This is a genomic window from Xanthomonas sp. LF02-5 (assembly GCF_034105325.1).
GTDB lineage: Bacteria > Pseudomonadota > Gammaproteobacteria > Xanthomonadales > Xanthomonadaceae > Xanthomonas_A > Xanthomonas_A sontii.
In genome coordinates this window covers 1-22271 of record NZ_JAXGGF010000006.1, presented here as the reverse complement: position 1 = coordinate 22271, position 22271 = coordinate 1, and the positions used below count along the sequence as shown (strand labels likewise).

The window sequence follows — 22271 nt, the reverse complement described above, 5'->3', positions numbered from 1 at the left end:
CGGCACGCGCCGGCAACGGAACTCGCGGCACGCTGTACCGGTCCGTCCCCCACATTCGTCCTCGCCGCTTGCCCATGGATCCTCGACCGTCGTGACCCCCCTTCCTGCGCAAGACCGATGGCTGCAGCTGTGGGCGGCACTGGCGACGGCGATGATTCTGGCCTTGCTGGGACGCCTGCTGTGGGGCACGCCGTCGGTCCCGCCGCGTGCCGTGGCCGAGGATGCGCTGCGCCTGGTGTTCCTGCCGCGGCAGCCCGCGCAGCGCGTTCCGGACCCGCCGCGGGTGTCCGCGCGCGCGCCGGCCGTGGACGCGCGCATGCCGGCCGGGGCACGGCCGCCGCGCGGCGCCGCCGCGCCGCCGTCTTCGCCCTCGCAGACGCCGAGCGCGCCCGCCGCGGCCGCGACCGGCATGGCGGCGACGCTCTATACCGGCGATGGCCATCCGCGCCTGCCGGACGGGGTGGCGGTGGACCCGTTCGCGCAGGCGCAGGGCACGCCGCCGGGGACGCTCAATCCGCGCGACGTGGCCAAGTCCAGGCGCCTGCTCGAACGGCCCAACCCGATCGACTACCGGTCGACCCGTTTCGACAAGGACTGGGCCAGCGACGGCACCCTCGGCGACGTCGCTGTGCAGGGCATCGACCGGGCGATCAAGCAGCTGTTGCCCAAGAACACCCATCAGTCGGCGGTGGCGCGGCCGCCGCCGGACGTGCGGTTCAATCCGGCGCTGCACGAGCGCGCCAGCGACCTCGGCAGCGAGGCCACCGGCGATGCCTACAAGGCCGCGCCGATCGCCTTCGAAAAGGCGCCCGGGTTGGATGGCGAAGCCAGTCGGCGGATTCGCCAGGCCCTGGCCGACCTGCAGCAACGCCGCGGCGCCTGCCCGGCGGCGCAGCGCGCGCGCCTGCTGGCGCCGGTGCAGCAGCACCTGGATGCGCTGCTGCAGGTGGAAACCGCCATGGCCAAGGGCGCCGACCCGATCCGCGCGCAGCAACTGCTGCCGCGCGAGGCCGACAGCGCCTACGACCTGGCGCGGCGCGCGCTGTGGTACGCCGATCAGAAGCTGGCGGCGTGTGCGCCGTAGGCGGGCGTGCAGGTCGGAGGACGCATGCAATGGTCGTCGCTGCTTGAAGCGCGAAGAGCGGAGGCCGCGAGCGATTCGACCTTGGCAGCAGTCGGGACTGAAGTCCCTCCCACAGTGCGCCCAGGCCGTGTGCTGCACGTTCTTGTAGGAACGGCTTCAGGCGCGACGAGCGAAGGCGGTGCGCTATCCGGCCGCTGAAGCAATCGGGACCAACGACCCGCCCACGATGTTCCAGCCAGCGTACCGCATGCCCCTGTGGCAGGGACTTCAGTCCCGACGCGTGGAGTCTGGTGCCATCGTGGTGTGCAGGAGCCTGGTCGCGGCTGAAGCAGCTCCTACTGAGACCCGTGTCGGAAACAGCGCCGGGCGACAGGCCGTCACCTGCGTCCACGCGCGCTGCGCGATGATGCGCGCCCGCCCCATCCGAGCGTGTCGCCGATGCCGCTTGCCCGTGCCGTGCTGTGCCTGCTGCTGTGCTGTGGCGTCGTCGCCGACGCGGCAGCACGCACGGTGTACCGCTGCGTGCGCGACGGCACGGTCAGCCTGGCTACCGCGCCGGAACCGGGTTCGCGCTGCACCCCCAGGGAACTGGACGATGCGGCGATCGCCACGCCCAATCTGTGGGGCAACCTCGGCGTGTTCAGCGGCACCCTGTACGAGCGCGAGCAGGACGGGCAACTGGTCTACTCCACGCGCAATCTGCCGGGCTCGCGGCCGTATCTGCGCTTCACTGCGGTCACGCCGCCGGGAGAGGTGGCGCATCCCGGACTGGGCAAGCTCGGGGCGCCGCAACTGCAGGCGCATGCCAAACAGTTCCGCGCCGCGGCGCGCGCCACCGGGGTCGACGAGCCGTGGCTGCGCGCGATCGCGCATGCCGAGAGCGGCTTCGACGCCGCCGCGGTCTCGCCCAAGGGCGCGCAGGGGGTGATGCAACTGTTGCCCGAGGTCGCCAGGGAGTACGGCGTGCGCGATCCGTTCGCGGCCGACCAGTCCATCGACGGCGGCGCCCGCTACATGCGCGCGTTGCTGCGCCGCTACGCCGGCGATCGGGTGCTGGCCGCGGCGGCCTACAACGCCGGCATCGGCGCGGTGGCGCGCTACGGCGGCGTGCCGCCGTACGCGGAGACCCGCGCGTACATCGACAAGGTGATGGCGCTGTACCAGCGCTACCGCCTCGCGATGGGGATGGCCGTGGAGACGCCCGCGCAATAGCGGCGGCGCCCATCGCCGGCGTCGACGGGGGGCAGGCGGACGCGGCGTGGCCGCGGTGCCGCCCGCGGCGGCTCAGAGCGCGACGGCCTCCGCCTCGGCTTCGGTCGTCGCTTGCGCGTGCGGCGCTGTCGGCGCCGCCGCCGGCGCCGCGTACAGATCCAGCAGCAACAGGGTCACGCCATTGGTCCAGCCGAAGCCGTCCTGCAGCGCGTACTCGCCGCCGCCGCCGCCCTTGGCCTGCGCGTCCACGCCGTACTTCTCCACCAGCTTGTGCTGCTGCGCGAACAGCGCCTGCACCCGCGCCAGGAAGCGGCTGCCGATGCGCTGCGCCAGCGCGTCCTGGCCGTAGCGGCGCAGGCCGTCCACGGCGATCCACTGCAGCGGCGCCCAGCCGTTGGGTTCGTCCCACTGCTGGCCGGTGTGCAGGCGCGTGGTCGCCACGCCGCCGGGGCGCAGCAACTGCGCCTGCACGGTGTCGGCGCTGCGCTTGGCCCGTGCCGGCGAGGCGACCCCGACGAACAGCGGGTAAAGCGCCGCGGCGGTGACCTGGTCGCGCAGCCGGCGCTGCTGCCAGTCGTAGTCGGCGTAGTAGCCGGCATCGCTCCACAGGTGCTTGTCGATCGCGGTCTTGCGCGCGCTGGCCAGGGCCGCGTAGTCGGTATCGCAGCCGGCCGCGCCGGGGTTCTTGGCGCAGGCCAGGGCCAGGGTGCTCTCCAGGTGGTAGAGCAGGCTGTTCAGGTCGACCGGGACGATGGCGGTGGTACGGATGCTGGCCAGGGTCTTGCGGTCGCCGAGCCAGCGGCTGGAATAGTCCCAGCCGCTCTCGGCGCCGGCGCGCAGGTCGCGGTAGACCTCGGCGGCGGGGCGGTCCTTGGCCTCGGCGGCGGTGCGCACGTCGTGTAGCCAGGCTTCCGGGCGCGGCGTGTCGCGGGCGTCCCAATAGCGGTTGAGCAGGCTGCCGTCGGCCAGCCGCACCACGTGCGCATGCGCGCTGCCCGGGGCCAGGGTCTGCGCGCCTTCCATCCAGTACGCGTATTCCTTCTGCAACTGCGGCAGGTAGCGCGCGTAGGCGGCATCGCCCTCCACCTTGGCCTGCAACTGCACCATGTGCGAGAAGAACGGCGGCTGCGAGCGGCTAAGGTAGTAGGTGCGGTTGCCGTTGGGGATGTGCCCGTAGGTGTCGATCAGGTAGGCGAAGTTGTCCAGCATCTGCCGGCTGCGTTCGTGCTCGCCGCTCTCCACCAGGCCGAGCATGGTGAAGTAGGAATCCCAGTAGTAGACCTCGCGGAAGCGCCCGCCCGGCACCACGTAGGGGTGCGGCAGCGACAGCAGGCTGCTGTAGGGCGGCACGTCGACCTGGCGGCGCACCAGCAGTGGCCACAGCGCGTCGATGTGCTCGCGCAGGCCGGTGTCCTGACGGATCGCCTCGGTCTGCACCGGGCCGGATTCCTCGAAGTTGGCGGCGACGAAACGGCGCAGGTCGAAGCCCGGCTGCTGGCGCTGCGCCAGATAGTCGGCGTTGATCAGCGCCGGGTCGCGCAGCGGCAACGCGTCGACGAAGTGCTTCTGGTCGTCGAACAACTCCTGCTGCTGCACCGCCTGGAACAGTTCCGGGTAGGCCAGGTCGGGCGTCTGCGGCGGCGGTGCCGGCGCGGTCAGCGTGGTCGCGGGCGCGGCCTCCGCCATGGCGGTGTCGGCGGTGCCCAGCAACAGGCCGAGCGACAGGCTCAGCAGCGGGGTGCAACAGGGAGGAGCGGCATGGCTCATGTCGGGTCCAGAGCAGGATGCGTGCGGCATGGTAAACGACCGAAGCGGAGACGGGGGCGCGCGGCCGGATCCGGTGCGTGGCCCACCCGATCCTGCCCTGGCGGCCGCGCGCCGCCCGGCTCGTACCGGTGAGGGACCGCAACGCCTGGGGGCATGCAAGAACGGGGCCGCTGTCGGGCTTGGTTCCCAGTCGGCGGGGCAGATTGGGGACTGCCCGCCTTGGGGCCGACTCGGCGCCCACCCGTGTCAGGGCGGGGGAGCTGCCGTCCAGCGCGCGGCGGCACGCAGCGCGCAGGTCAGGGCGTCTGCGGCCGCTTGCGGTCCTTCTCGGCGCTGAGCGCGGCTTCGGCGCGCAGGAACACCTGCCCGATCGGCTCGTCCGCCCGCGTGGCCTGGGCGTCGCCGACCAGCACGGTCAGCCCGAGCGCCTGCTGCCGCGCGGCGATCTCGCGCAGGCCGCGCAGCTTCTGCTCGGCGTCGGCGCCGTGCAGCATGACGATGAATTCCGCGCTGTCGGTCGCCCGGTCCACACTGTCGGCGGCGCCGTCGTCCTGCACGTAGCTGGCCAGGGTGCGGTCGAGTTGCTGCAGGCTGCTGCCCAGCAGGCGTTCGCTCTGCCGCTCGGCCAGCGCGGCCAGTTCCTGCACTTCCAGGATCACCACACGGTAGCGGCCGCCGGTGCCGGAGTCCGTGTTGTCGCCAACCGGGTGCGCTTGCAGGAGCGCCTCGCGTTGACGCTGCAGCGCATCCCGGCGCGCGTCGAGCAGGCGCATGGCCGTGCGCGCCAGCGCGCGCAGGCCGTCGCGCTGTGTGTCCTTGAGTTCGCGCGGCGTGGTGTCCAGCACGCACACGGTGCCCAAGGCGATGCCCTCGTCGGTCACCAGCGGCATGCCGGCATAGAAGCGCGCGCCGATGTCGCCGCGGACCACGGAGATGTCGGCGAACCGCGGGTCGTCGGCGAGGTCGGGCACTTCCATCAGTTGCTTGGGCTCACGGATCGCGTGGTCGCACACCGCCTGGCTGCGCTCGGTCTGCGGCACCTCCAGGCCCATCCGTGCCTTGAACCATTGCCGGTCGCGATCCACCAGCGACAGCAGCGCGATCGGGGTGTCGCACAGGGCGGCGGCGATCTGCACGATGTCCTGGTAGGCGTCCTCGGGCAGGCTGTCGACGATGTGGTAGCTGTCGAGGACACGCTGGCGCTGGGCTTCATCGGTCATGGGCGGCGTCGTGTCTGGCGCGGATCGCGAGGCGCAGCACCATACCGCAGGGCGTGGCGACGTCGCGTGGACAAGCGCACAAGCGTGACGTGGTGCACGCCAAGTGCCCGATTGCCGTACGTTGGCGATCAGCCCGCAGCGCCGACGCCGAGCGCGCGCAGCTGCGTCTGCAGCGTGGCGGCGTTGTCGAGGGCGTGGCCGAGCGCGGTGTTGTCGAAGATCACCCAGGCTTCGCCCGTGCGTGGCGTGGCGGCGACGACGCGCTCGGCCAGGCCACGCAGCGTGTCGTCGGCGTAGGCGCTGTAGTAGAGGCGCGGCGCGCCGTGCCAGCGCCAGTAGGCCGGCGCCGCCCCTGCTGGCTGCGCGGCGGCGGCAGTCAGGGCCGGGTCGGCGGCCACGCGCGCGATGCGGTGGCGCTGCCACAGCGCTTCGGCGCGCGCGCTGAACCAGCTGACGTGGCGCGGTTCGCAGGCGATGCCGCCGTGCCAGCGGCGCCGCAGCATGGCGAAGAAGGTGGCGGCGGTGCGTGCATCGAAGGCCAGGCTCGGCGGCAGCTGCACCAGCAGGCAGCCGAGCCTGTCGCCGAGATGGCCGACCTCGTCGAGGAAGGTCTGCAGCAGCGGCCCGACGCGGGACAGGCGCGCGTCGTGGGTGATGGTGCGTGGCAGTTTGGCCGAAAAGCGGAACCCCGCCGGCACGCTGTCGGCCCAGCGCTGGTAGGTGCTGGCGCGGTGGGCGCGGTAGAACGTGGAGTTGATCTCGACCGCGTCGAAGCGGGTGGCATAGCGCGCCAACTGGCTTGCGCCGTCACCGACCAGGGCGCGTTGCGTGCTGGCGATCGACCAGCCGGCGCAGCCGACGCGGATGCGGGGAGCGACGACGCAGCGGGGAGAAGCGGTCGGCATCGGCGGTGGCAGGCCAGGACAGGGCCTTGCGGATACCAAGCGTTGCGGCCAGGCGCCGTGAAGGACAGGCACGGCGCGCCGCCTTGGCGACCCATCCGCGACCCACGCATGCGAGGGAAGATCGATGCCTGCAGGCTGCGCCGGAGCGCAGCCTGCGCGTTCACTGTCGTCGCATGTCGCATGTCGCATGTCGCGATGGCGATGGCGATGGCGATGGCGATGCGTTGCGTTGCGTTGGCGCCGGCGCCCATGCTGGCGCCGGCGCGTGGCGCATGGCGGGGCAGCCCCGCCATGCGTGTGCGGCGTTACGGCTTGGCCTTCGCCTTGACCGGCTGGCCGTCGCTGTCCAGCACCTGCACCTCGCCCAGCTTCAGCGCACGCACCGGCGCTTCGATCTGCTTGAGGTCGCCGACGATCACCCAGGTCATCGCCTGCGGCGCCACGATCTCCTTGATCGCCGCTTCCGCCGCCGGCTGGTCGACCGCTTCCAGGCGCGTCTTCAGCGTCTGCACGTAGTCGTCCGGGCGGCCGTACTGGACGATGCCTTCCATCGCGCCGAGCACCGCACCGGTGGTCTCGAAGCTGCCCGGCAGGGCGCGCACGCGCTGTTCCTTGATCTTGGCGATCTCGGCGGCGGTCAGCGGCTTGTCGCCGACCACGGCCTTGGCTTCCTTGAGGATCTCGGCGGCCGATTCGGCGGTCTTGTCGGTCTGCACCGGGGCGAAGAACAGGAACGGGCGCTGGCCGATCGCGTCGATCATGAAGCTGTTGGCGCCGTAGGCCCAGCGCTTGTCCTCGCGCAGGTTCATGTTCAGTCGCGAGGTGAAGGTGCCGCCGAAGGCGCCGTTGGCCACGCCGATCGCCAGGTTGTTCGGCGCCTTGGTCGAGGGCGCCAGCAGGCCGGCCAGGATCAGCGACTGCGGGGCGTCGTCGCGGTTGATCAGGAACACGCGCGGCTTGGGCTGCGCGGCCACCTGCGGCAGGCTCTTGGTCGGGCGCTTGCCGGCCGGGGCCTGCCAGTCGCCGAACGCGGCATCCAGCTGCGGGATGATCTTGGCCAGGGTGGTGTCGCCGGCGACCAGGATGCGCACGTTGTCCGGACGCAGCCAGTTGTTCTGGAACGCGCTCAGATCGCCCGCGGTCAGGCTCTTGATCGCCGCCTCGGTGCCGGTGCCGGTGAGCGGCACGCCGTACGGATGGGTGGGGCCGTACAGCAGCGGCGGCAGGGTGCGCAGCGCCAGGCCCTGCGGCTGGGTCTTCTCCTGCGCGATCGAGGCCAGCCACTGGCCGCGGATGCGCTCGATGTCGTCGGCCTTGAACGCCGGGTTGCGCACGATGTCGGCGAACAGCTCCAGCGACGGCGCCAACTGGTCGTTGAGTGCGTTGAGCGAGGCGTCGCAGCTGTCCAGTTCGCAGGACACGCTGGTCATCGCGCCCAGGCGCTGGCGGCGCTGCGCCACGTCCACCGAATCCAGGTTGCGGGTGCTCTCGTTCATCAGCGCCGCGGTGAAGTTGGCGGTGCCGAGCTTGCTGCCGCGGTCGGTCGCGTAACCGGCATCGAACAGCATCTGGATCTGCGTGACCGGGATGGTGTGGCGCTCGGCCAGCACCACCTCGATGCCGTTCTTGAGCTTGCCGCGCTGCAGCTGCGGGAAGCTCAGGCTCGGGAACTGGCTGGTCTCCGGCACGCCGGCCGCGCGGTCCACCTGCGACTTGCCGACGCTGTAGTTGCCCTTGGCCGGCACCTTCGGCGCGGGCTTGCCCGGGGCCGCCGGCAGCGGCTTGACCGCCTTGTCCTCGGCCGCCGGATCGAAGCCTTCCGGCGCCGGCAGCACGGTCAGCAGGTAGTCGCCCTTGCCGAACCAGGTGTCGGCGGCCTTGCGCACGCTGGCGACGGTGGCGTCCTGTGCGCGCTGCAGGTCCTTCTTGTAGGCGCCCGGATCGTTGCGGTAGACCTGGCCCTCGGCCAGCACCGTGGCCTTGCCGCCGAAGCCGCCGACCTTCTCCAGGCCGCGCACGAAGCCGGCGCGGTAGCCGACCTGCGCGCGCTGCAGTTCGTCGGCGGTGGGGCCTTCGGCCAGGAACTTCTGCAGTTCGTCGGCGATGGCGGCCTCGACCTTGGCCGGGTCCACGCCTTCCTTCACGTCGGCGGTGATCTGCAGCTGGCTGGCCAGCGCGAACGACTGCAGGCCGGCGGAGACGTCGTCGGCCAGCTTGTCGCGGTAGACCAGGCGCTGGTACAGGCGGCTGGTCTTGCCGCCGCCGAGCACGGTGGTGGCCAGGTCCAGCAGCACCGCGTCGTCGGTGCCCAGTTGCGGCGCCACCCAGGTTCGGTAGATGCGCGGCTGCGCGACGTGGTCGTGCTGCACGCCGCGGGTCTGCTTGGCCAGCGGGGTGATCCACGGCTGCTGGCGCGGCACCGGGCGGCCGGCGGGGATGTCGCCGAAGTACTGCTCGGCCTTGGCCTTGGCCTGCGCCACGGTGATGTCGCCGGCCAGCACCAGGGTGGTGTTGGCGGCGCCGTAGTTGTCGTGGAACCACTGTTTGACGTCGTCCAGCGAGGCCGCGTCGAGGTCGGCCATCGAGCCGATGGTGTCGTGCTGGTACGGATGGTTGGCCGGGAAGATGTTGGCCAGGATGTTCTCGTCGACGCGGCCGTAGGGGCGGTTCTGGCCCTGGCGCTTCTCGTTCTGGACCACGCCGCGCTGGGTGTCCAGTTCCTTCTGGCCGATCGCGCCGAGCAGGTGGCCCATGCGGTCCGATTCCATCCACAGCGCGGTGTCCAGCGCGGTGGTCGGCACGGTCTCGAAGTAGTTGGTGCGGTCGAACCAGGTGGTGCCGTTCATGTCGGTGGCGCCGACCTTCTCGAACGGCTGGAAGTAGGTGCCCTTGTGGTTCTCCGAGCCGGAGAACATCAGGTGCTCGAACAGGTGCGCGAAGCCGGTCTTGCCGGCCGGCTCGTCGCCCGAGCCGATGTGGTACCAGATGCTCACCGCCACCACCGGCGCCTTGTGGTCCTCGTGCACCACCACGGTCAGGCCGTTGGGCAGGGTGAAGCGGGTGTAGGCGATCTCCGGCGCGGTCGCCTGGCCCGGCGTGGCCGCGGCCAGGGCCGACGGCGCGGCCACCAGGGCGGCGCCGGTGCCGAGGGTGAGGATGCTGGAGATCAACAGCGACAAGGGACGGAGCATGGGCCGGGCCTGAGTGTGGACAGTGCGCCAGCATAGAGGGCCGGCGGCGGCCGCGGGAACGTGACTGATGGCACACCGCGCGGCGCCGCGTGGGCGGCCCGCCTCGCGCACGGCCCGCGCGGGAGAAGGGCCGTGCGGGTGGCGTCAGGGACGCAGCGGCGCGCTCAGCGTGCGGCGCAGAAGCCGAACTCGGCAGTGGCGCCGGGGGCCAGGGTCTTGTTCCAGTCCACGCCGCTGGCGCTGAGCGTGGTGCCCGACTGCGTCCAACTGGCGTTCCACAGGTTGTTGACGGTGCCGCTGATCGACAGGGTGACGCTCCAGTCGCCGCTGCTGCCGCCGGTGTTGGTCACCTGCACGCGGTTGCAGTAGCCGGCGTTCCAGTCGCTGTCGACCAGCACCTTGGTGCTGAAGCTGCTGCCGGACGGCGGCGGCGTGGGCGTGGTGCCGCCGCCATTGCCACCACCGTTGCCACCGCCACCGTTGCCACCACCGCCACCGCCCGTGCTGCTGCCGTCACTGTCCCACAGCTTCTTCAGCAGGGTCACCTTGTCGGTGCGCACCGTGCTCCAGTCGTCGTTGAGGATGCCGCCGGTGTCGCCGCTGTTCGGGTTCCACGACCAGTAGAAGCCGCTGTGGATGCCCTTGCCGATCAGGTAGTCGACCAGCGCGTTCTGCCACTGCATGTCCAGCGGATTGCCCTGGCCGTACTTGCCGCCGAACTCGCCCAGCAGCAGCGCGTGGCCGGCCTGGGCGAACTGGCCGAAGTGTTGCTCCCAGATCGCCGGCATGTTGGCCGGGAAGTTGGACGCGCTGAAGTACGGCTGCATGTAGACGTCCGGTCCGTACACGTGCGGGGCGAGCAGCAGGCGGTTGGCCGGGATGGCCAGCGGGGTGCAGGCCAGCGGTTCCAGGTTCTCGCCCCAGAAGTGCGCGGTGTCGCTGGAGCAGGTGGACGTGTTGGAAATGCCTTCGACCACGATCAGCCAGTTCGGCGCCGCGTTCAGCACCACCGCCGACGCGCGTTCGGCGGCCTTGTTCCAGTCGGTGGCGGCATTGCCGCTGCCCCAGGTGGCGGCGCCGTGCGGCTCGTTCTTCAGATCCAGGCCGATCACCCCCGGCACCGACGCGTAGCGCTTGGCGACGAAGCTCAGATCATTCAGCCATTGCTGCTCGCTGTAGCTGCCGGTGTACCAGAGTTCGGAGATCGCGTTGCAGTCCGGGGTGTGGTGGTCGAGCAGCACGTACATGCCGCGGCTGCTGAGTTCGTTGATCACCTTGTCGAGCAGCTGCAGCGAGTTCAGGCCCTGCAGGTCCGGATTGCGGCTGTAGTCGATGCTGCCGGGCGAGACCGCCTGCAGCGTCTGCGGGCAGAACGGCAGGCGCACGGCGTTGAAGCCCAGGCCCTGCATCTGCGTGATCATGTCCTTCCAGTTGCGCGCCCACAGGCCGTGCACGGTGTGCTGCGAGGTCTCGAAACCGAACCAGTTGACGCCGCGCAATTGCACGGCGTTGCCGGCGTCGTCCACCACCTTGCCCTGGTTGATGGCATAGCTCCAGGCCGAGCCGCTGGCGACCACGAGCGCCGCGGCCAGCAGGCAGCGGGTAATGCGGGAATGCAGGGATCGGTTCATCGCGATGCTCCGAGGGTGGCCGGTGCGGAGTGCGCCGGCCAAGGGGGCGGATACTTGGCGGCGATGATCGGCAGTGTTCGCCATGGCGGCCGTGACTACCGTTGCAGAAGACGGGCTTGTCCACGGATTGCGCGCAGGTGCTGTGGTGATGTCCACGGCCGCGCCGTCGCGTGGTGAAAACGCCAACGGCAGCGTCGTGGGACGCTGCCGTTGAGGTTGCGCCCCGCGCGCTGCGCGGGGCGATGGCGCCGTCTTCAGCGGGCGGCGCAGAACCCGAACTCGGCGGTGGCGCCGGGGGCCAGGGTCTTGTTCCAGTCCACGCCGCTGGCGCTGAGGGTGGTGCCCGACTGCTTCCAGGTGGCGTTCCACAGGTTGTTGACGGTGCCGCTGATGGACAGGGTGACCGCCCAGTTGCCGGTGGCGCTGCCGCTGTTGGTCACCTGCACGCGTTCGCAGTAGCCGGCGTTCCAGTCGCTGTCGACGATGACCTTGGTGCTGAAGCTGGCGCTGCCCGGGGCCGGGGTCGGCGTGGGGGTCGGCGTCGGGGTCGGGGTCGGCTCCGGGGTGGGCGTGGGCGTCGGAGTGGGTGTCGGCGTGGTGCCGCTGGTGTCGCCCCACAGCCGCTTGAGCCCGGTCATCTTCTCGGTGCGCACGGTGGTCCAGTCGTCGTCGAGCACGCCGCCGGTGTCGCGGCTGTTCGGGTTCCAGGCCCAGTAGAAGCCGCTGCGGATGTTCTTCTTGATCAGGTAGTCGATCAGCGCCTTCTGCAGGATCGGGTCCTGCGCCTGGTTGCGGCCTTCGTTGCCGCCGAACTCACCGATCATCATGGTGTAACCGAGCTGGGTCAGCTGGCCGAACTGGCGCTCCCAGATCGCCGGCATGTTGGCCGGGAAGCTGCTGTCGCCGAAGTAGGGCTGCCAGTTCACGTCCGGGCCATACACGTGCGGCGACAGCAGCAGGCGGTTGGCCGGCACGTTGAGCTTGGTGCAGGTCAGCGGTTCCAGGTTGCCGCCCCACCAGTAGCCGTAGCTGCTGGAGCAGGTCGGGTTGTCGGTGATGCCCTCGACCACGATCAGCCACTTCGGCGCCACCTTCAGCACCGCCGCCGAGGCGCGCTCGACCGCCTTGTTCCAGTCGGTCTTGAGGTTGCCGGTGCCCCAGGTGTTGCGGCCGTTCGGCTCGTTCTTCAGGTCGATGCCGATCACGCCCGGCACCGACGCGTAGCGCTTGGCCACGAACGTCAGATCGCTGAGCCACTGCTGCTCGCTGTAGGAGTCGGTGTACCAGAGCTCGGAGATGCCCTGGCAATCGGGCGAGTGGTGGTCCAGCAGCACGTACATGCCGCGGCTGCTCAACTCGTTGACCACCTTGTCCAGCACCTGCAGCGAATTCAGGCCCTGCAGGTCCGGGTTGCGGCCGTAGTCGATGCTGGTCGGCGCGACGCCGCGCAGGGTCTGCGGGCAGAACGGCAGGCGCACGGCGTTGAAGCCCAGGCCCTGCATCTGCGTGATCATGTCCTTCCAGTTGCGCGCCCACAGGCCATGCACGGTGTGCGCGCTGCCTTCGAAGCCGAACCAGTTGACGCCACGCAGCTGCACCGCGTTGCCGCGGTCGTCCACCACCGTGCCTTTGCTGACGGCGTAACTCCAGGCCGAACCGCTGGCGGCCAGCAGCGCGGCGGCCAGCACGCAACGGGTGATGCGGGTGAGAGGGGACATCGACATCTCTGCAGGTCTCCGGAAGCGGGCCGGCCCCGCAGTCGGAGCGGCCCAGGTGAGGGTAGGGGCAACGGACGCCGCGCCCGGCTCGGGTGGAAGCCGGGAGGGGCACGCGGATCGGCGTGGCCACCGGATCGGCGCGGCCCCGTGATGCGCGAGCGCGGCATTAGAGCATGTTCAGGTTCGTATTTGAGCGGTTTATCACAATAAATTTTTGCGACAGCGCACGTCTGGCGGGTGCCCGGCCCTCGCCGGTCCCGCGGCCGCCTCGCTACACTCGTCCGCTCATGCCTGCCGAGAGGGATCTTCGTGCAACGTCCAAACCTGTCCTTCGCGGTGCAGTGGCCGCATTGGCGCCCCGATTCCGCCATCCGCGCGCGCCGCGGCGCCGGCGCAGTGCGGCGCGCGTGAGTCGGGATCCGCTACCGCCGTCCGCAGCGCCGGCGCCTGCCCCGGCGGTTGCCGCCGGGGCCGCGGCGGCACGGATGGGCGAAGCTGCGGCGGTCGCCCCGGCGGACACCGCGGCCGCTGCGCGCGCACAGCCCGATGGCGTGCCCCCGGGCAATGGGGCGCCGCGCTGGCTGGTCCGCAGCGGCGTGGTGCTGGCGTTCGCGATCGTCGGGCCGCTCCTGGGCACGCTGGTCGTCGGTCTGCCGTTGGCGTTTTCCTGGACGTGGGGGCAGCCCGGCGGCTTCGGCGATGCGCTGCCGCTTCTCCTGCTCATGGCGTTGGTGTCCTGCATCTTCGGCGCGTTGCCGGGGCTGTTGACCGGCCTGTTCGCCGCCTATGCCTGGCCCCGCCTGCGTGGCTGGCGCGCGCATCTGCTGGTGGGGGTGATCGGTGCCGCCATGTCGGCCGTCTGCGTCGGTGCGCTCATCGCCTGGATCAACAGCCATCGCGACGCGTTCCGCGAGCCCGGCAGCTGGCTGGGATCTTGCGTGCTTGCCGGGGGCGTCGGCGCCATGCTGCTCTCGCTGGCGCTGGATCGGCTGCGCGGACGCTGAGCGCTGCCGCGGCCCGGCCGGTGCTGGCCTGCGGCCGCAGGGCGCCAGCCGGTCCGCGGGCTCCAGCCACGGAAGTCCCGGGCGAGCGTCCATTTCCCCGCGCGTCCCTGCCGCACGCGCAGCCGCAGGCGGCGTGCGCGCGGATGATGGTGCGTCCCAGGACATCAGTGCTCGAAGGACCGCGCGCCCGAAGGACCCCGGCCCCTGCCGATCGCCTGGCCGCGCCGCTACACTCAAGGTTCTTTGTGTCTGCCGAGGGAACTCCGTGAAACGACCGATCGTGAGCCTGCTGGCGCTTGCGCTGTCCGGCGCCAGCCTGGCGGCACCGCCGCCCGCACCGACCTTCGACACCAAGCGCTTGTCCGCCGACGTCAAGACACTGGCCTCCGATGCCTACGAGGGCCGCGCCCCGGGCTCGGCGGGCGAGGAGAAGACCGTGGCCTATCTGAGCGCGCAGTTCCAGGCGGCCGGCCTGCAGCCCGGCGGCGACCTGCGCGACGGCAAGCGCCTGTGGACCCAGGCGGTGCCGCTGCGCCGCGCCGACATCGTCGGTACGCCGCAGCTGGCCATCGCCAGCGGCGACCAGCGCCAGGCCCTGACCCAGGGCCAGCAGATCGCCGTGCGCGCCGCGCTCGACGGCAGCAGCCAGGTGACCCTGGACGGCGCGCCGCTGGTGTTCGTCGGCTACGGCGTCAAGGCGCCCGAGCGCGGCTGGGACGACTTCAAGGGCGTGGACCTGAAGGGCAAGATCGCGGTGGTGCTGATCAACGACCCCGATTTCGAGACCGGCAAGGGCGCGTTCGACGGCAAGGGCATGACCTACTACGGCCGCTGGACCTACAAGTTCGAGGAAGGCGCGCGGCAGGGCGCGGCCGGCGTGCTGATCGTGCACGAGACCGCACCGGCGTCCTACGGCTGGGCCACCGTCGCCAACTCCAATACCAACAGCATGTTCGACGTGGTCCGCGACGATCCCAAGTCGGTGCACCCGGAGCTGGAGGGCTGGATCCAGCGCGACCTGGCGGTGGACCTGTTCAAGCGCGCCGGGCTGGATTTCGATGCGCTGAAGAAGCAGGCGCAATCGCGCGACTTCAAGCCGGTGGAGCTGAAGGGCGAGCGCCTGTACGCCGACTACGCGGTGAAGTCGGAGGTGATCACCTCGCACAACGTGGTCGCGCGCCTGCCCGGCAAGACCCGGCCGGACGACACCCTCATCTACACCGCGCACTGGGATCACCTGGGCGTGGGCGCGCCCGACGCCAAGGGCGATCGCATCTTCAACGGCGCGCTGGACAACGCCAGCGGCGTCGCCGCGCTGCTGGAACTGGCCCGCGCCTTCGCCAAGGGCCCGGCGCCGCAGCGCTCGGTGGTGTTCATGGCGGTCACCGCCGAGGAAAAGGGCCTGCTCGGCTCGGAGTACTACGCCTCCAAGCCGCTGTATCCGCTGGCGCGCACGGTGGCGGTGATCAACATGGACGGCATGAGCCCGTTCGGGCCCTCGCGCGATTTCGGCATCTACGGCACCGCCAAGCTGGAACTGCTCGACGACCTCAAGCGCGTGGCCAAGGGCTGGGACCTGCGCTACACGCCCGATCCGAAGCCGGAAGCCGGCTACTTCTTCCGCTCGGATCACTTCTCCTTCGCCAAGCGCGGCGTGCCGGCGCTGTCCTTCGCCGCCGGCCAGGACTGGGTGGACGGCGGCGTGGCGGCCGGCAAGGCCGCCTCGGACGACTACACCGCCAAGCGCTACCACCAGCCCGGCGACGAATGGCAGCCGAACTGGACCTTCGCCGGCGCCGCGCGCGACATGCAGGTGCTGTACACGCTGGGCGAGGAACTGGCCAATTCGACGCAGTGGCCGAATTGGAGCCGCGACTCCGAGTTCCGCGCCACCCGCGACGCCAGCGCCGCACAGCGCCAAGCCGCGCCCGCCAAGTGAGTCACGCCCCAGTGCCGCCTGCGCCGCAGGCGGCTGCGGATCCGCCGCCGGGCGCGCGCGCGGAAGGCGCCGATCCGATGGGCGCCGACGCGGGGAGCGATCCGCTGCCGCGCTGGCTGGTCTACCTCGGCGTGGCCATGGCGTTCCCATTGGTAGGGCCGCCGCTGGGGACTGCGGCGGTCTTGCTGCCGATGATGGCGGTCGCGTGGCTCTGGGGCGGCGCTCACCTCGGTGACATCGGCGGCGGGCTGCTGATGCTGCTGGGGATCGCGCTGTATTCCTACCTGTTCGGCGTCTTGCCGGCCTTGCTGACCGGCCTGGTCGCAGTACGCGCCTGGCCGCATCTGCGCGGCTGGCGCGCGCATCTGCGCATCGGTCTGGTCGGCGCCGGGTTCTCGGCAGCGTGCATCGGCTCGGCGATCGCGCTGTTCGGCGATCACGCCGAGATCGGTGCGCTGGCCGCCGCGGCAGGGCTGTGCGCGCTGGCCGGCTTCAGCGGCGCCACGTTGCTGTCGCGCGCGCTGCAAACTTTGCGCGGCGGCTGAGCGCCGCCGCGGCTCAGCCGCCGCTGGCCTGCTGCAGCGACGGCGTGCGCCAGCCGGCGCGCACGCCCCAGAAGTAGAAGCCCAGCGCGACCACGCCGACCACCACCAGGTCCGGCCCGTAGGACAGGTAACCGTGGCCGCCGAAGGTGGTGCTGCCGGCCCACGATAGCAGGGCGATGGTCGGCAGATAGGCGATCAGCCAGCTGGCGCCGCGCAGGTGCCGGCGGAAATCCTTCCAGCCGTCGCGCTGCTGGTAGTAGGCGTACACCGGCAGGGCCACCAACATCAGCAGGATGATCTCGCCGGTCAGCGGCCAGCGCGCCCAGTACAGCAGTTCGGTGGCCAGCACGAAGGCGGCGGCGGCCAGCACCGGCAGGCCGGCGATGCGCAGCGGGCGGTGCATCTCCGGCGCGTGCTTGCGCAGCGCCATCGCGCTGATCGGGCCGGTCAGATAGGAAATGATCGTCGCCACCGAGATCACCGCCGCCAGCGTGCCCCAGCCGCGGAAGAAGAACAGGAACAGGTAGGACACCAGCAGGTTGAAGAACATCGCCGGGCGCGGCACGCCCCAGGTCGGATGGATCCGGCCCAGCACCTTGGGCATGGTGCCATTGCGCTCCATGCCGTAGATCATCCGCGCGGTGGTGGCGGTGTAGGTGATGCCGGTGCCGCTGGGGCTGACGAAGGCGTCCACGTACAGCAGCATCGCCAGCCAGTGCAGGTTGACGATGATCGCCAGCTGCGCGAACGGCGAGCGGAAGTCGATGCCGTGCCAGCCGGCCTTGGCCAGCAGGTCCGGCGGCACCGCGCCCAGATAGGCGACCTGCAGCAGCACGTAGACCACCGTGGCCAGCGCGATCGAGCCGAGCACGGCGAACGGGATGCTGCGCCCGGGATTGCGCGCCTCGCCGGCCAGGTTCACCGGGCTCTGGAAGCCGTTGAAGCTGAACACGATGCCGGCGGTGGCCACCGCGGTGAGCACCGCGGCGAAGTCGATGGTGTGGCTGCCGCCGTGCAGGCCGACGCTGAAGTTCTCGCTGTGGAAGCCGCTGGCGATCAACGCCACGCCGGTCAGCGCCGGCACCACCAGCTTGAACACGGTGATCAGGCTGTTGGAGCGCGCGAACAGCTTGACGCTCCAGAAGTTCAGCAGGAAATACACCAGCACCAGCACCGCGGCGATGCACAGGCCGGGCACCGACAGCTCGCCGGCGCCGCCGGGCTGCTGCACGTACAGATCCTGCGCCCACTGCCAGGGCCAGGAGGCCATGTACTGCACCGAGGCCTCGGCCTCCACCGGGATCACCGACACGATCGCGATCCAGTTGGCCCAGCCGGCGATGAAGCCAACCAGCGAACCGTGCGAATAGTGACTGTAGCGGACCATGCCGCCGGACTCGGGGAACATCGCGCCGAGTTCGGCATAGGCCAGGGCGATGGTGGTGACGATCGCCGCGCCCAGCACCCAGGCCCAGATCGCACCGGGGCCGGCCAGCCCGGCGGCGCGCCAGGCGCCGAACAGCCAACCGGAACCGATGATCGAACCGAGGCCGGTCAGCATCAGGGCGAACGGGCCGACATCGCGGCGCAGGGCGGTTTGGGTCATGGCGGGTCCGGCGGCGGCGGGAAGCGGGGGATGATCGCATAAAGCCGGGAATGGGGATTGGGGAATGGGGAATCGGAAAAGCGGCATGTCGTTGGCTGAACGTTCCCGGCTTGCGCTCAACGATTCTCCATTCTCCAATCCCGATTCCCGGCTTACGCAAGCTTTACGCCCCACGCCCTCCATCGGCATGGAACGCTTACGCGGCGCGCGCGCAGACTGCGCCACGTCCTTTCCGTTGGATGTGTTCCATGTCGATTCTGCTGATCCAGGGCCCGCATCGCGATGCGTCGGCCATCGCCGCGGCGCAGTGTCTGGCCGCTTCCCATGCCGCGCAGGTGGTGCCGGTGGCCTGTGCCGATGCCGCGCAGATCGTGGCGCGGCTGCGGCAGGGCGCGTGCGACGACACCGAGCTGGTGCTGCTGGATTCCGGCGAGTTGCCGGCATCAGAGCTGGCCGACCATGGCGCGCAGTTGTGCGCGGCGCTGGATGCGCTGGGCCATCCGTACATCGAGGTGCACGATGCCAGCGCGCAGGCGCTGGAACCGCTGCTGCATCCGCGGCACATGCCGTTGCTGACGGTGATCGCCAACGGTGCGCTCGCCGACAGCTACGCGATCGCCCTGGGCGTGGCGCAGCGCCGGCTCGGCGCGCGCGCGGCGCTGGCCAACTGAGGGCGCCGCCATGTCGATCCTGTTGCTCCGTGGCCCGGACTGCGTGGCCGGCCATCGCGGCCGCCCGGCCCGCATCGCCCCACCGGTGATGCGGCAATTGCTGGCCCATGCCGGCCGCGCCGGCAAGACCCTGGCAGTACGCGGCTGTGCCAGCGAGCGCGAACTGCTGCAGGCGCTGGCCCAGGCCGATCAGGCCGGGGTGGAGATGCTGCTGCTGGATCCGGGCGCGTGCTCGGACAGCGCCATCACCGCCGACGCGGTCGCGCACCTGCGCCGGCCCTACGTGGAAGTGCACGACGATGCCAGCGATCGCCGCGAAGCCTGCCTGTGTGCGGCGTCGGGGCAGCGCCTGGGCCAGGTCGGCGGCTACTGCGCGCAGGGCTACGCACTGGCGCTGTCGATCGCGCTCGAACATCTTGGCTGCAACGGCTACGAAGGCGATGTCCACGTCGGCACCTGAGCGCGCGCGCCACTATCTGGCCGACTACGAGGCCTACAGCTTCGGCCAGCGCGTGGCCTGGGGCACCCTGGCGCACACCTGGGCCGAGCCCGCGCCGCTGGATCCGGAGCGGCTGCTGTGCCGCCTGCGCGCGCAGGCGGCGCAACGTCATGGCGTGGACAGCGCGGAGATCCGCATCCGCAGCGTGAGCCGGCTGTAGGGCGCGCTGTCGCCTGGAATGGCGCCGCCGCCTCGGCGTGCGGCTGGGCTGCGGTTTCGTCCTGCCAAGGCCCGGTCCCATCCTCGCCAGCGGCGGTTTCGTCGCACGCCGCTGGCGCCGTGCGACGCCGCGGCTATCCTCGCCGGAACTTCCCAGTCCCCGGCCGCCATGCTCGCCAGCCTGTTCTTCCTCGTTCGCCTGTTGTGCGCCTGGGCAGTGGCGGTGGTTGTCGCCGCCTTCGTCTGGGCCGGCTTGTTCTACGGCATGAATTCCGGGCCGGGCTGGCTGTTCGGCCTGATGGCGATGCTGCTGATGCTGTCGGCGCTGATCGCCGGCATCACCCACCTGCGCAAGGTCTGGCTGATCGCCGGGCGCCTGGACTGGGGCACCCTGGCCAGCCGCCAGCGGCGCCAGATCGAGATCCCGCTGGACACCCATGAGGCGTTCGCACTGCTGGATGCGGCGGTGCGCGAGCTGCCGCGGGTGGAGGAGGTGGAAAGCACGCTGGACAGCCTGCAGGTGCGCGCCAAGGTGCGCCGCATCGATCCCTACAACGGCCGCCCGCCGTCGCGCTGGAACCTGGCCGCGCGCTTCGCGGTCAAGCGCAACCAGGTGGTGGCGACGGTGACCCCGGGCACCGGCACCAGCAGCCTGACCCTGCTGCTGGAGCCGGATGCCAGCGCCTGGATCGACCTGTTCGCGGTCGACGAGGGCAGCAACTACGAGAACGCCGAAGCCCTGGGTCGTGCGCTGGCGCGGCGCGTGGCCGAGCTGCGCCGCGACGAGCAGGCCGCCGCCACACAGGCCGCCACCGAGCAGGAGCTGACCGTGGCGCGGCTGAACCTGCTGCACGCGCAGGTCGAGCCGCATTTTCTCTACAACACGCTGGCCAGCGCACAGGTGCTGGCGCGGACCGATCCGCCGCGCGCCGACCTGATGCTGGGCTATCTGATCCAGTACCTGCGGCGTTCGCTGCCCAGCACCGAGGACGCGATGAGCTCGCTCGGCGACGAACTCGAGCGGACCCAGGCCTACCTGGAAATCCTGCGCATCCGTATGGGCGCGCGCCTGCAACTGCAGGTGCAGGTGCCGGAGACGATGAAGACGCTGCCGCTGCCGTCGATGATGCTGCAGACGCTGGTGGAGAACGCGATCAAGCACGGTCTGGAACCCAAGCCCGGCGGCGGCACCATCTGGATCCTTGCGCGCGCGGTCGACGACCACGTCACCCTGACCGTGGCCGACGACGGCCTGGGCTTCAACACCCAGTCCAGCGGCACCGGCATCGGTCTGAAGAATCTGCGCGAGCGCTTGCGCCTCACCTATGCCGGCGCGGCGAGCTTCGCCATCGTCTCCAACTTCCCCAGCGGCGTGGCCGCCACCATCACCCTGCCGTGGCCGGCGGGGACGACGCCGCCACCGCCGCCACCGGTGGCGATGCACACGGGAGCGCACCATGACTGACGCGATCGTCGCCGAGGACGAAACCCTGTTGCGCGATGCGCTGGTCGCGCTGCTGGGCGAGGTGTGGCCGGAGTTGCGCATCGTCGCCGAGTGCGAGGACGGCGCCAGCGCGCTGGAACGGCTGGCCGAGCTGCGCCCGCAGGTGGCGTTCCTGGACATCCGCATGCCCGGGCTGAGCGGCATCGAGGTGGCGCGTGCGCTGGGCGAACTGAGCCCGCACACGCAGGTGGTGTTCGTCACTGCCTACGACCAGTACGCCATCGACGCGTTCGAGCATGGCGCGGTGGACTACCTGCTCAAGCCGATCGTGCGCGAGCGCCTGCAGGCCACGGTGCAGCGGCTGCAGGCACGGGCGGCGCAGGGGCCGGATCCGGCGGTGCTCGACGCGCTGCTGCAGCGTCTGCAGCAGCGCCCGGCCGCGCCGTCGGCGCCGCCACCGCTGGCCTGGGTCACCGCCAGCAGCGGCCGCGAGACGCGGCTGATCCTGCTCGACGACGTGCTGTATTTCCAGGCCGACAGCAAGTACACCACGGTGCTCACCCGGGATGGCGAGGCGGTGCTGCGCACCTCCTTGCGCGAGCTGCTGGACGTGCTCGATCCGGCGGCGTTCCGGCAGATTCACCGCTCCACCATCGTCAACCTCAAGGCGGTGGCCTCGGTGGTGCGCGACGACACCGGCAAGGGCCGGCTGAAGCTGCGCCACCGCGACGAGGTCCTGACCGTCAGCCAGCCGTACATGAGCCTGTTCCGCGGCATGTAGCCGCGCATTACCCCCGCTTCGCACTGGAACAAGGAATCTCCGCCATGCGTCTGCTCTCCGTGCTGTGGTCGTGCCTGCTCGGCCTGTTCGGCTGCCAGGGACATGCCGATCTCGACCTGTCCATGGGCGCCCGCCGCGAGACCGTGGTGCAGGCCAGCGAACGCGGCGTGCCGCTGCTCTTCAGCCGCACCACGTATCGCGGTGGCCTGGCCACGTTCCGTTGCATCGACAGCCGCAGCGGGCGCTGCCACTACCGGGTCTACGCCGCCTGCACGGCATCGCCGCAGGCCAGCGGCGGCGATGGCGCTGCCTGCAATCCGCGCGTGCTGCAGGCCTTCGATCTGGCGATCGGTCAGCGCCGCGAGATCGCCGGGCTGCCACGCGACTTCCGCCAGTGCGTGGTGTCGGATGCACCGGCGTCGGCCTGCGGGCGCGAGTGAGAGGCGATAGCGAACGGCTGGTCGATACGATCTTTCGAGACATCCAGCGATGTCACGATGGCCGCGGCTGTTGTGGGAGGGACTTCAGTCCCGACGCGTCTGCAATGGAGCTGCCGGATGGCGTCTTGCGTCGCGACCGAAGTCGCCCCCACGCGGGCATTACCGCGGAGCTGTCGGACGTCGCGCGTCGCGGCTGAAGCCGTTGAGAGGCACTGCCGCAGAGCCGTCGGACGACGTCATGCGTCGCGGCTGAAGCCGTTCTTGCGCGATGCCTCGTTGCGGTCCGAAGATCGGCACCGTCGGAGCGGCTTCAGCCGCGACCCGGATGCGAGGTCGACCGACGCATCTCGTCGCCGTATCCGCCTTGCATCCGACTGTCGCAATCGGATCGCTGCCGTTGTGGGAGGGACTTCAGTCCCGACGCCTCTGCAACGGAGCCGCCGGATAGCCTCTCG

Annotated in this window: 18 protein-coding genes; 11 read left to right on the top strand and 7 right to left on the bottom strand. The window is 70.8% G+C overall.

Annotated features, from left to right (window positions below):
• Nucleotides 1–91 precede the first annotated feature (91 nt).
• A complete protein-coding gene (locus SLW52_RS15615; protein WP_320740654.1) occupies nucleotides 92–1084 on the top strand; it encodes a hypothetical protein in 993 nt (330 codons plus the stop codon).
• A gap of 438 nt (nucleotides 1085–1522) precedes the next feature.
• Nucleotides 1523–2296 carry a lytic transglycosylase domain-containing protein gene (locus SLW52_RS15610; RefSeq protein ID WP_267085684.1) on the top strand — a complete coding sequence of 258 codons (774 nt, stop codon included), beginning with the start codon at nucleotides 1523–1525 and terminating at the stop codon, nucleotides 2294–2296.
• Between the two features lie 72 nt (nucleotides 2297–2368).
• Here the strand turns inward: SLW52_RS15610 and treA are convergent, their stop codons facing one another.
• The 6 genes from treA to SLW52_RS15580 all read right to left on the bottom strand — a co-directional run bounded on the left by treA (nucleotide 2369) and on the right by SLW52_RS15580 (nucleotide 12734).
• Nucleotides 2369–4063: an alpha,alpha-trehalase TreA gene (treA, locus tag SLW52_RS15605; RefSeq protein ID WP_148829875.1), complete on the bottom strand. Its 1695-nt coding sequence runs from the start codon at nucleotides 4061–4063 to the stop codon at nucleotides 2369–2371.
• 296 nt (nucleotides 4064–4359) lie between these two features.
• Complete coding sequence (locus SLW52_RS15600; protein WP_320740653.1) at nucleotides 4360–5283, bottom strand: GAF domain-containing protein; 924 nt, start codon at nucleotides 5281–5283, stop codon at nucleotides 4360–4362.
• A gap of 128 nt (nucleotides 5284–5411) precedes the next feature.
• Nucleotides 5412–6188 (bottom strand): DUF72 domain-containing protein, encoded by a 777-nt coding sequence (locus SLW52_RS15595; protein ID WP_295912711.1) that lies wholly within the window; start codon nucleotides 6186–6188, stop codon nucleotides 5412–5414.
• A gap of 305 nt (nucleotides 6189–6493) precedes the next feature.
• Nucleotides 6494–9379, bottom strand: a complete 2886-nt coding sequence (locus SLW52_RS15590) for a pitrilysin family protein (RefSeq protein WP_026143887.1) — start codon at nucleotides 9377–9379, stop codon at nucleotides 6494–6496.
• A 164-nt stretch (nucleotides 9380–9543) separates the two neighbouring features.
• Nucleotides 9544–11010, bottom strand: a complete 1467-nt coding sequence (locus SLW52_RS15585) for a cellulase family glycosylhydrolase (RefSeq protein ID WP_267100567.1) — start codon at nucleotides 11008–11010, stop codon at nucleotides 9544–9546.
• Between the two features lie 254 nt (nucleotides 11011–11264).
• Nucleotides 11265–12734, bottom strand: a complete 1470-nt coding sequence (locus SLW52_RS15580; RefSeq protein ID WP_267112731.1) for a cellulase family glycosylhydrolase — start codon at nucleotides 12732–12734, stop codon at nucleotides 11265–11267.
• 479 nt (nucleotides 12735–13213) lie between these two features.
• Between SLW52_RS15580 and SLW52_RS15575 the strand changes: the two genes are divergently transcribed.
• The 3 genes from SLW52_RS15575 (at nucleotide 13214) to SLW52_RS15565 (ending at nucleotide 16216) form a co-directional block, all read left to right on the top strand.
• Complete coding sequence (locus SLW52_RS15575; protein ID WP_267114702.1) at nucleotides 13214–13732, top strand: hypothetical protein; 519 nt, start codon at nucleotides 13214–13216, stop codon at nucleotides 13730–13732.
• 265 nt (nucleotides 13733–13997) lie between these two features.
• A complete protein-coding gene (locus SLW52_RS15570) occupies nucleotides 13998–15671 on the top strand; it encodes a M28 family metallopeptidase (protein WP_026143885.1) in 1674 nt (557 codons plus the stop codon).
• On the top strand, nucleotides 15668–16216 hold the full coding sequence (locus tag SLW52_RS15565) for a hypothetical protein (RefSeq protein ID WP_244149931.1): 549 nt from the start codon (nucleotides 15668–15670) through the stop codon (nucleotides 16214–16216). The genes SLW52_RS15570 and SLW52_RS15565 overlap by 4 nt, the downstream gene beginning before the upstream one ends.
• Nucleotides 16217–16229: 13 nt before the next feature.
• On the opposite strand, the gene SLW52_RS15560 is transcribed toward SLW52_RS15565, so the two are convergent.
• The gene (locus SLW52_RS15560; protein WP_017908520.1) at nucleotides 16230–17822 is read right to left on the bottom strand and encodes an APC family permease; all 1593 of its coding nucleotides are present in this window, start codon (nucleotides 17820–17822) and stop codon (nucleotides 16230–16232) included.
• A gap of 248 nt (nucleotides 17823–18070) precedes the next feature.
• Here SLW52_RS15560 and SLW52_RS15555 point away from each other — a divergent pair, with 248 nt between their 5' ends.
• The 6 genes from SLW52_RS15555 (at nucleotide 18071) to SLW52_RS15530 (ending at nucleotide 21816) form a co-directional block, all read left to right on the top strand.
• Nucleotides 18071–18493 (top strand): hypothetical protein, encoded by a 423-nt coding sequence (locus tag SLW52_RS15555; protein ID WP_017913863.1) that lies wholly within the window; start codon nucleotides 18071–18073, stop codon nucleotides 18491–18493.
• A 10-nt stretch (nucleotides 18494–18503) separates the two neighbouring features.
• Nucleotides 18504–18953 carry a type II 3-dehydroquinate dehydratase gene (locus SLW52_RS15550; protein ID WP_152182479.1) on the top strand — a complete coding sequence of 150 codons (450 nt, stop codon included), beginning with the start codon at nucleotides 18504–18506 and terminating at the stop codon, nucleotides 18951–18953.
• Nucleotides 18934–19152 (top strand): hypothetical protein, encoded by a 219-nt coding sequence (locus SLW52_RS15545; protein WP_267087372.1) that lies wholly within the window; start codon nucleotides 18934–18936, stop codon nucleotides 19150–19152. Before SLW52_RS15550 ends, SLW52_RS15545 begins: the two co-directional genes overlap by 20 nt.
• Nucleotides 19153–19320: 168 nt before the next feature.
• On the top strand, nucleotides 19321–20616 hold the full coding sequence (locus SLW52_RS15540) for a histidine kinase (protein WP_267100570.1): 1296 nt from the start codon (nucleotides 19321–19323) through the stop codon (nucleotides 20614–20616).
• A complete protein-coding gene (locus SLW52_RS15535) occupies nucleotides 20609–21376 on the top strand; it encodes a LytTR family DNA-binding domain-containing protein (protein ID WP_017916878.1) in 768 nt (255 codons plus the stop codon). The genes SLW52_RS15540 and SLW52_RS15535 overlap by 8 nt, the downstream gene beginning before the upstream one ends.
• A 44-nt stretch (nucleotides 21377–21420) precedes the next feature.
• Nucleotides 21421–21816 carry a hypothetical protein gene (locus SLW52_RS15530; RefSeq protein ID WP_267100571.1) on the top strand — a complete coding sequence of 132 codons (396 nt, stop codon included), beginning with the start codon at nucleotides 21421–21423 and terminating at the stop codon, nucleotides 21814–21816.
• The last annotated feature ends 455 nt before the right edge of the window (nucleotides 21817–22271 follow it).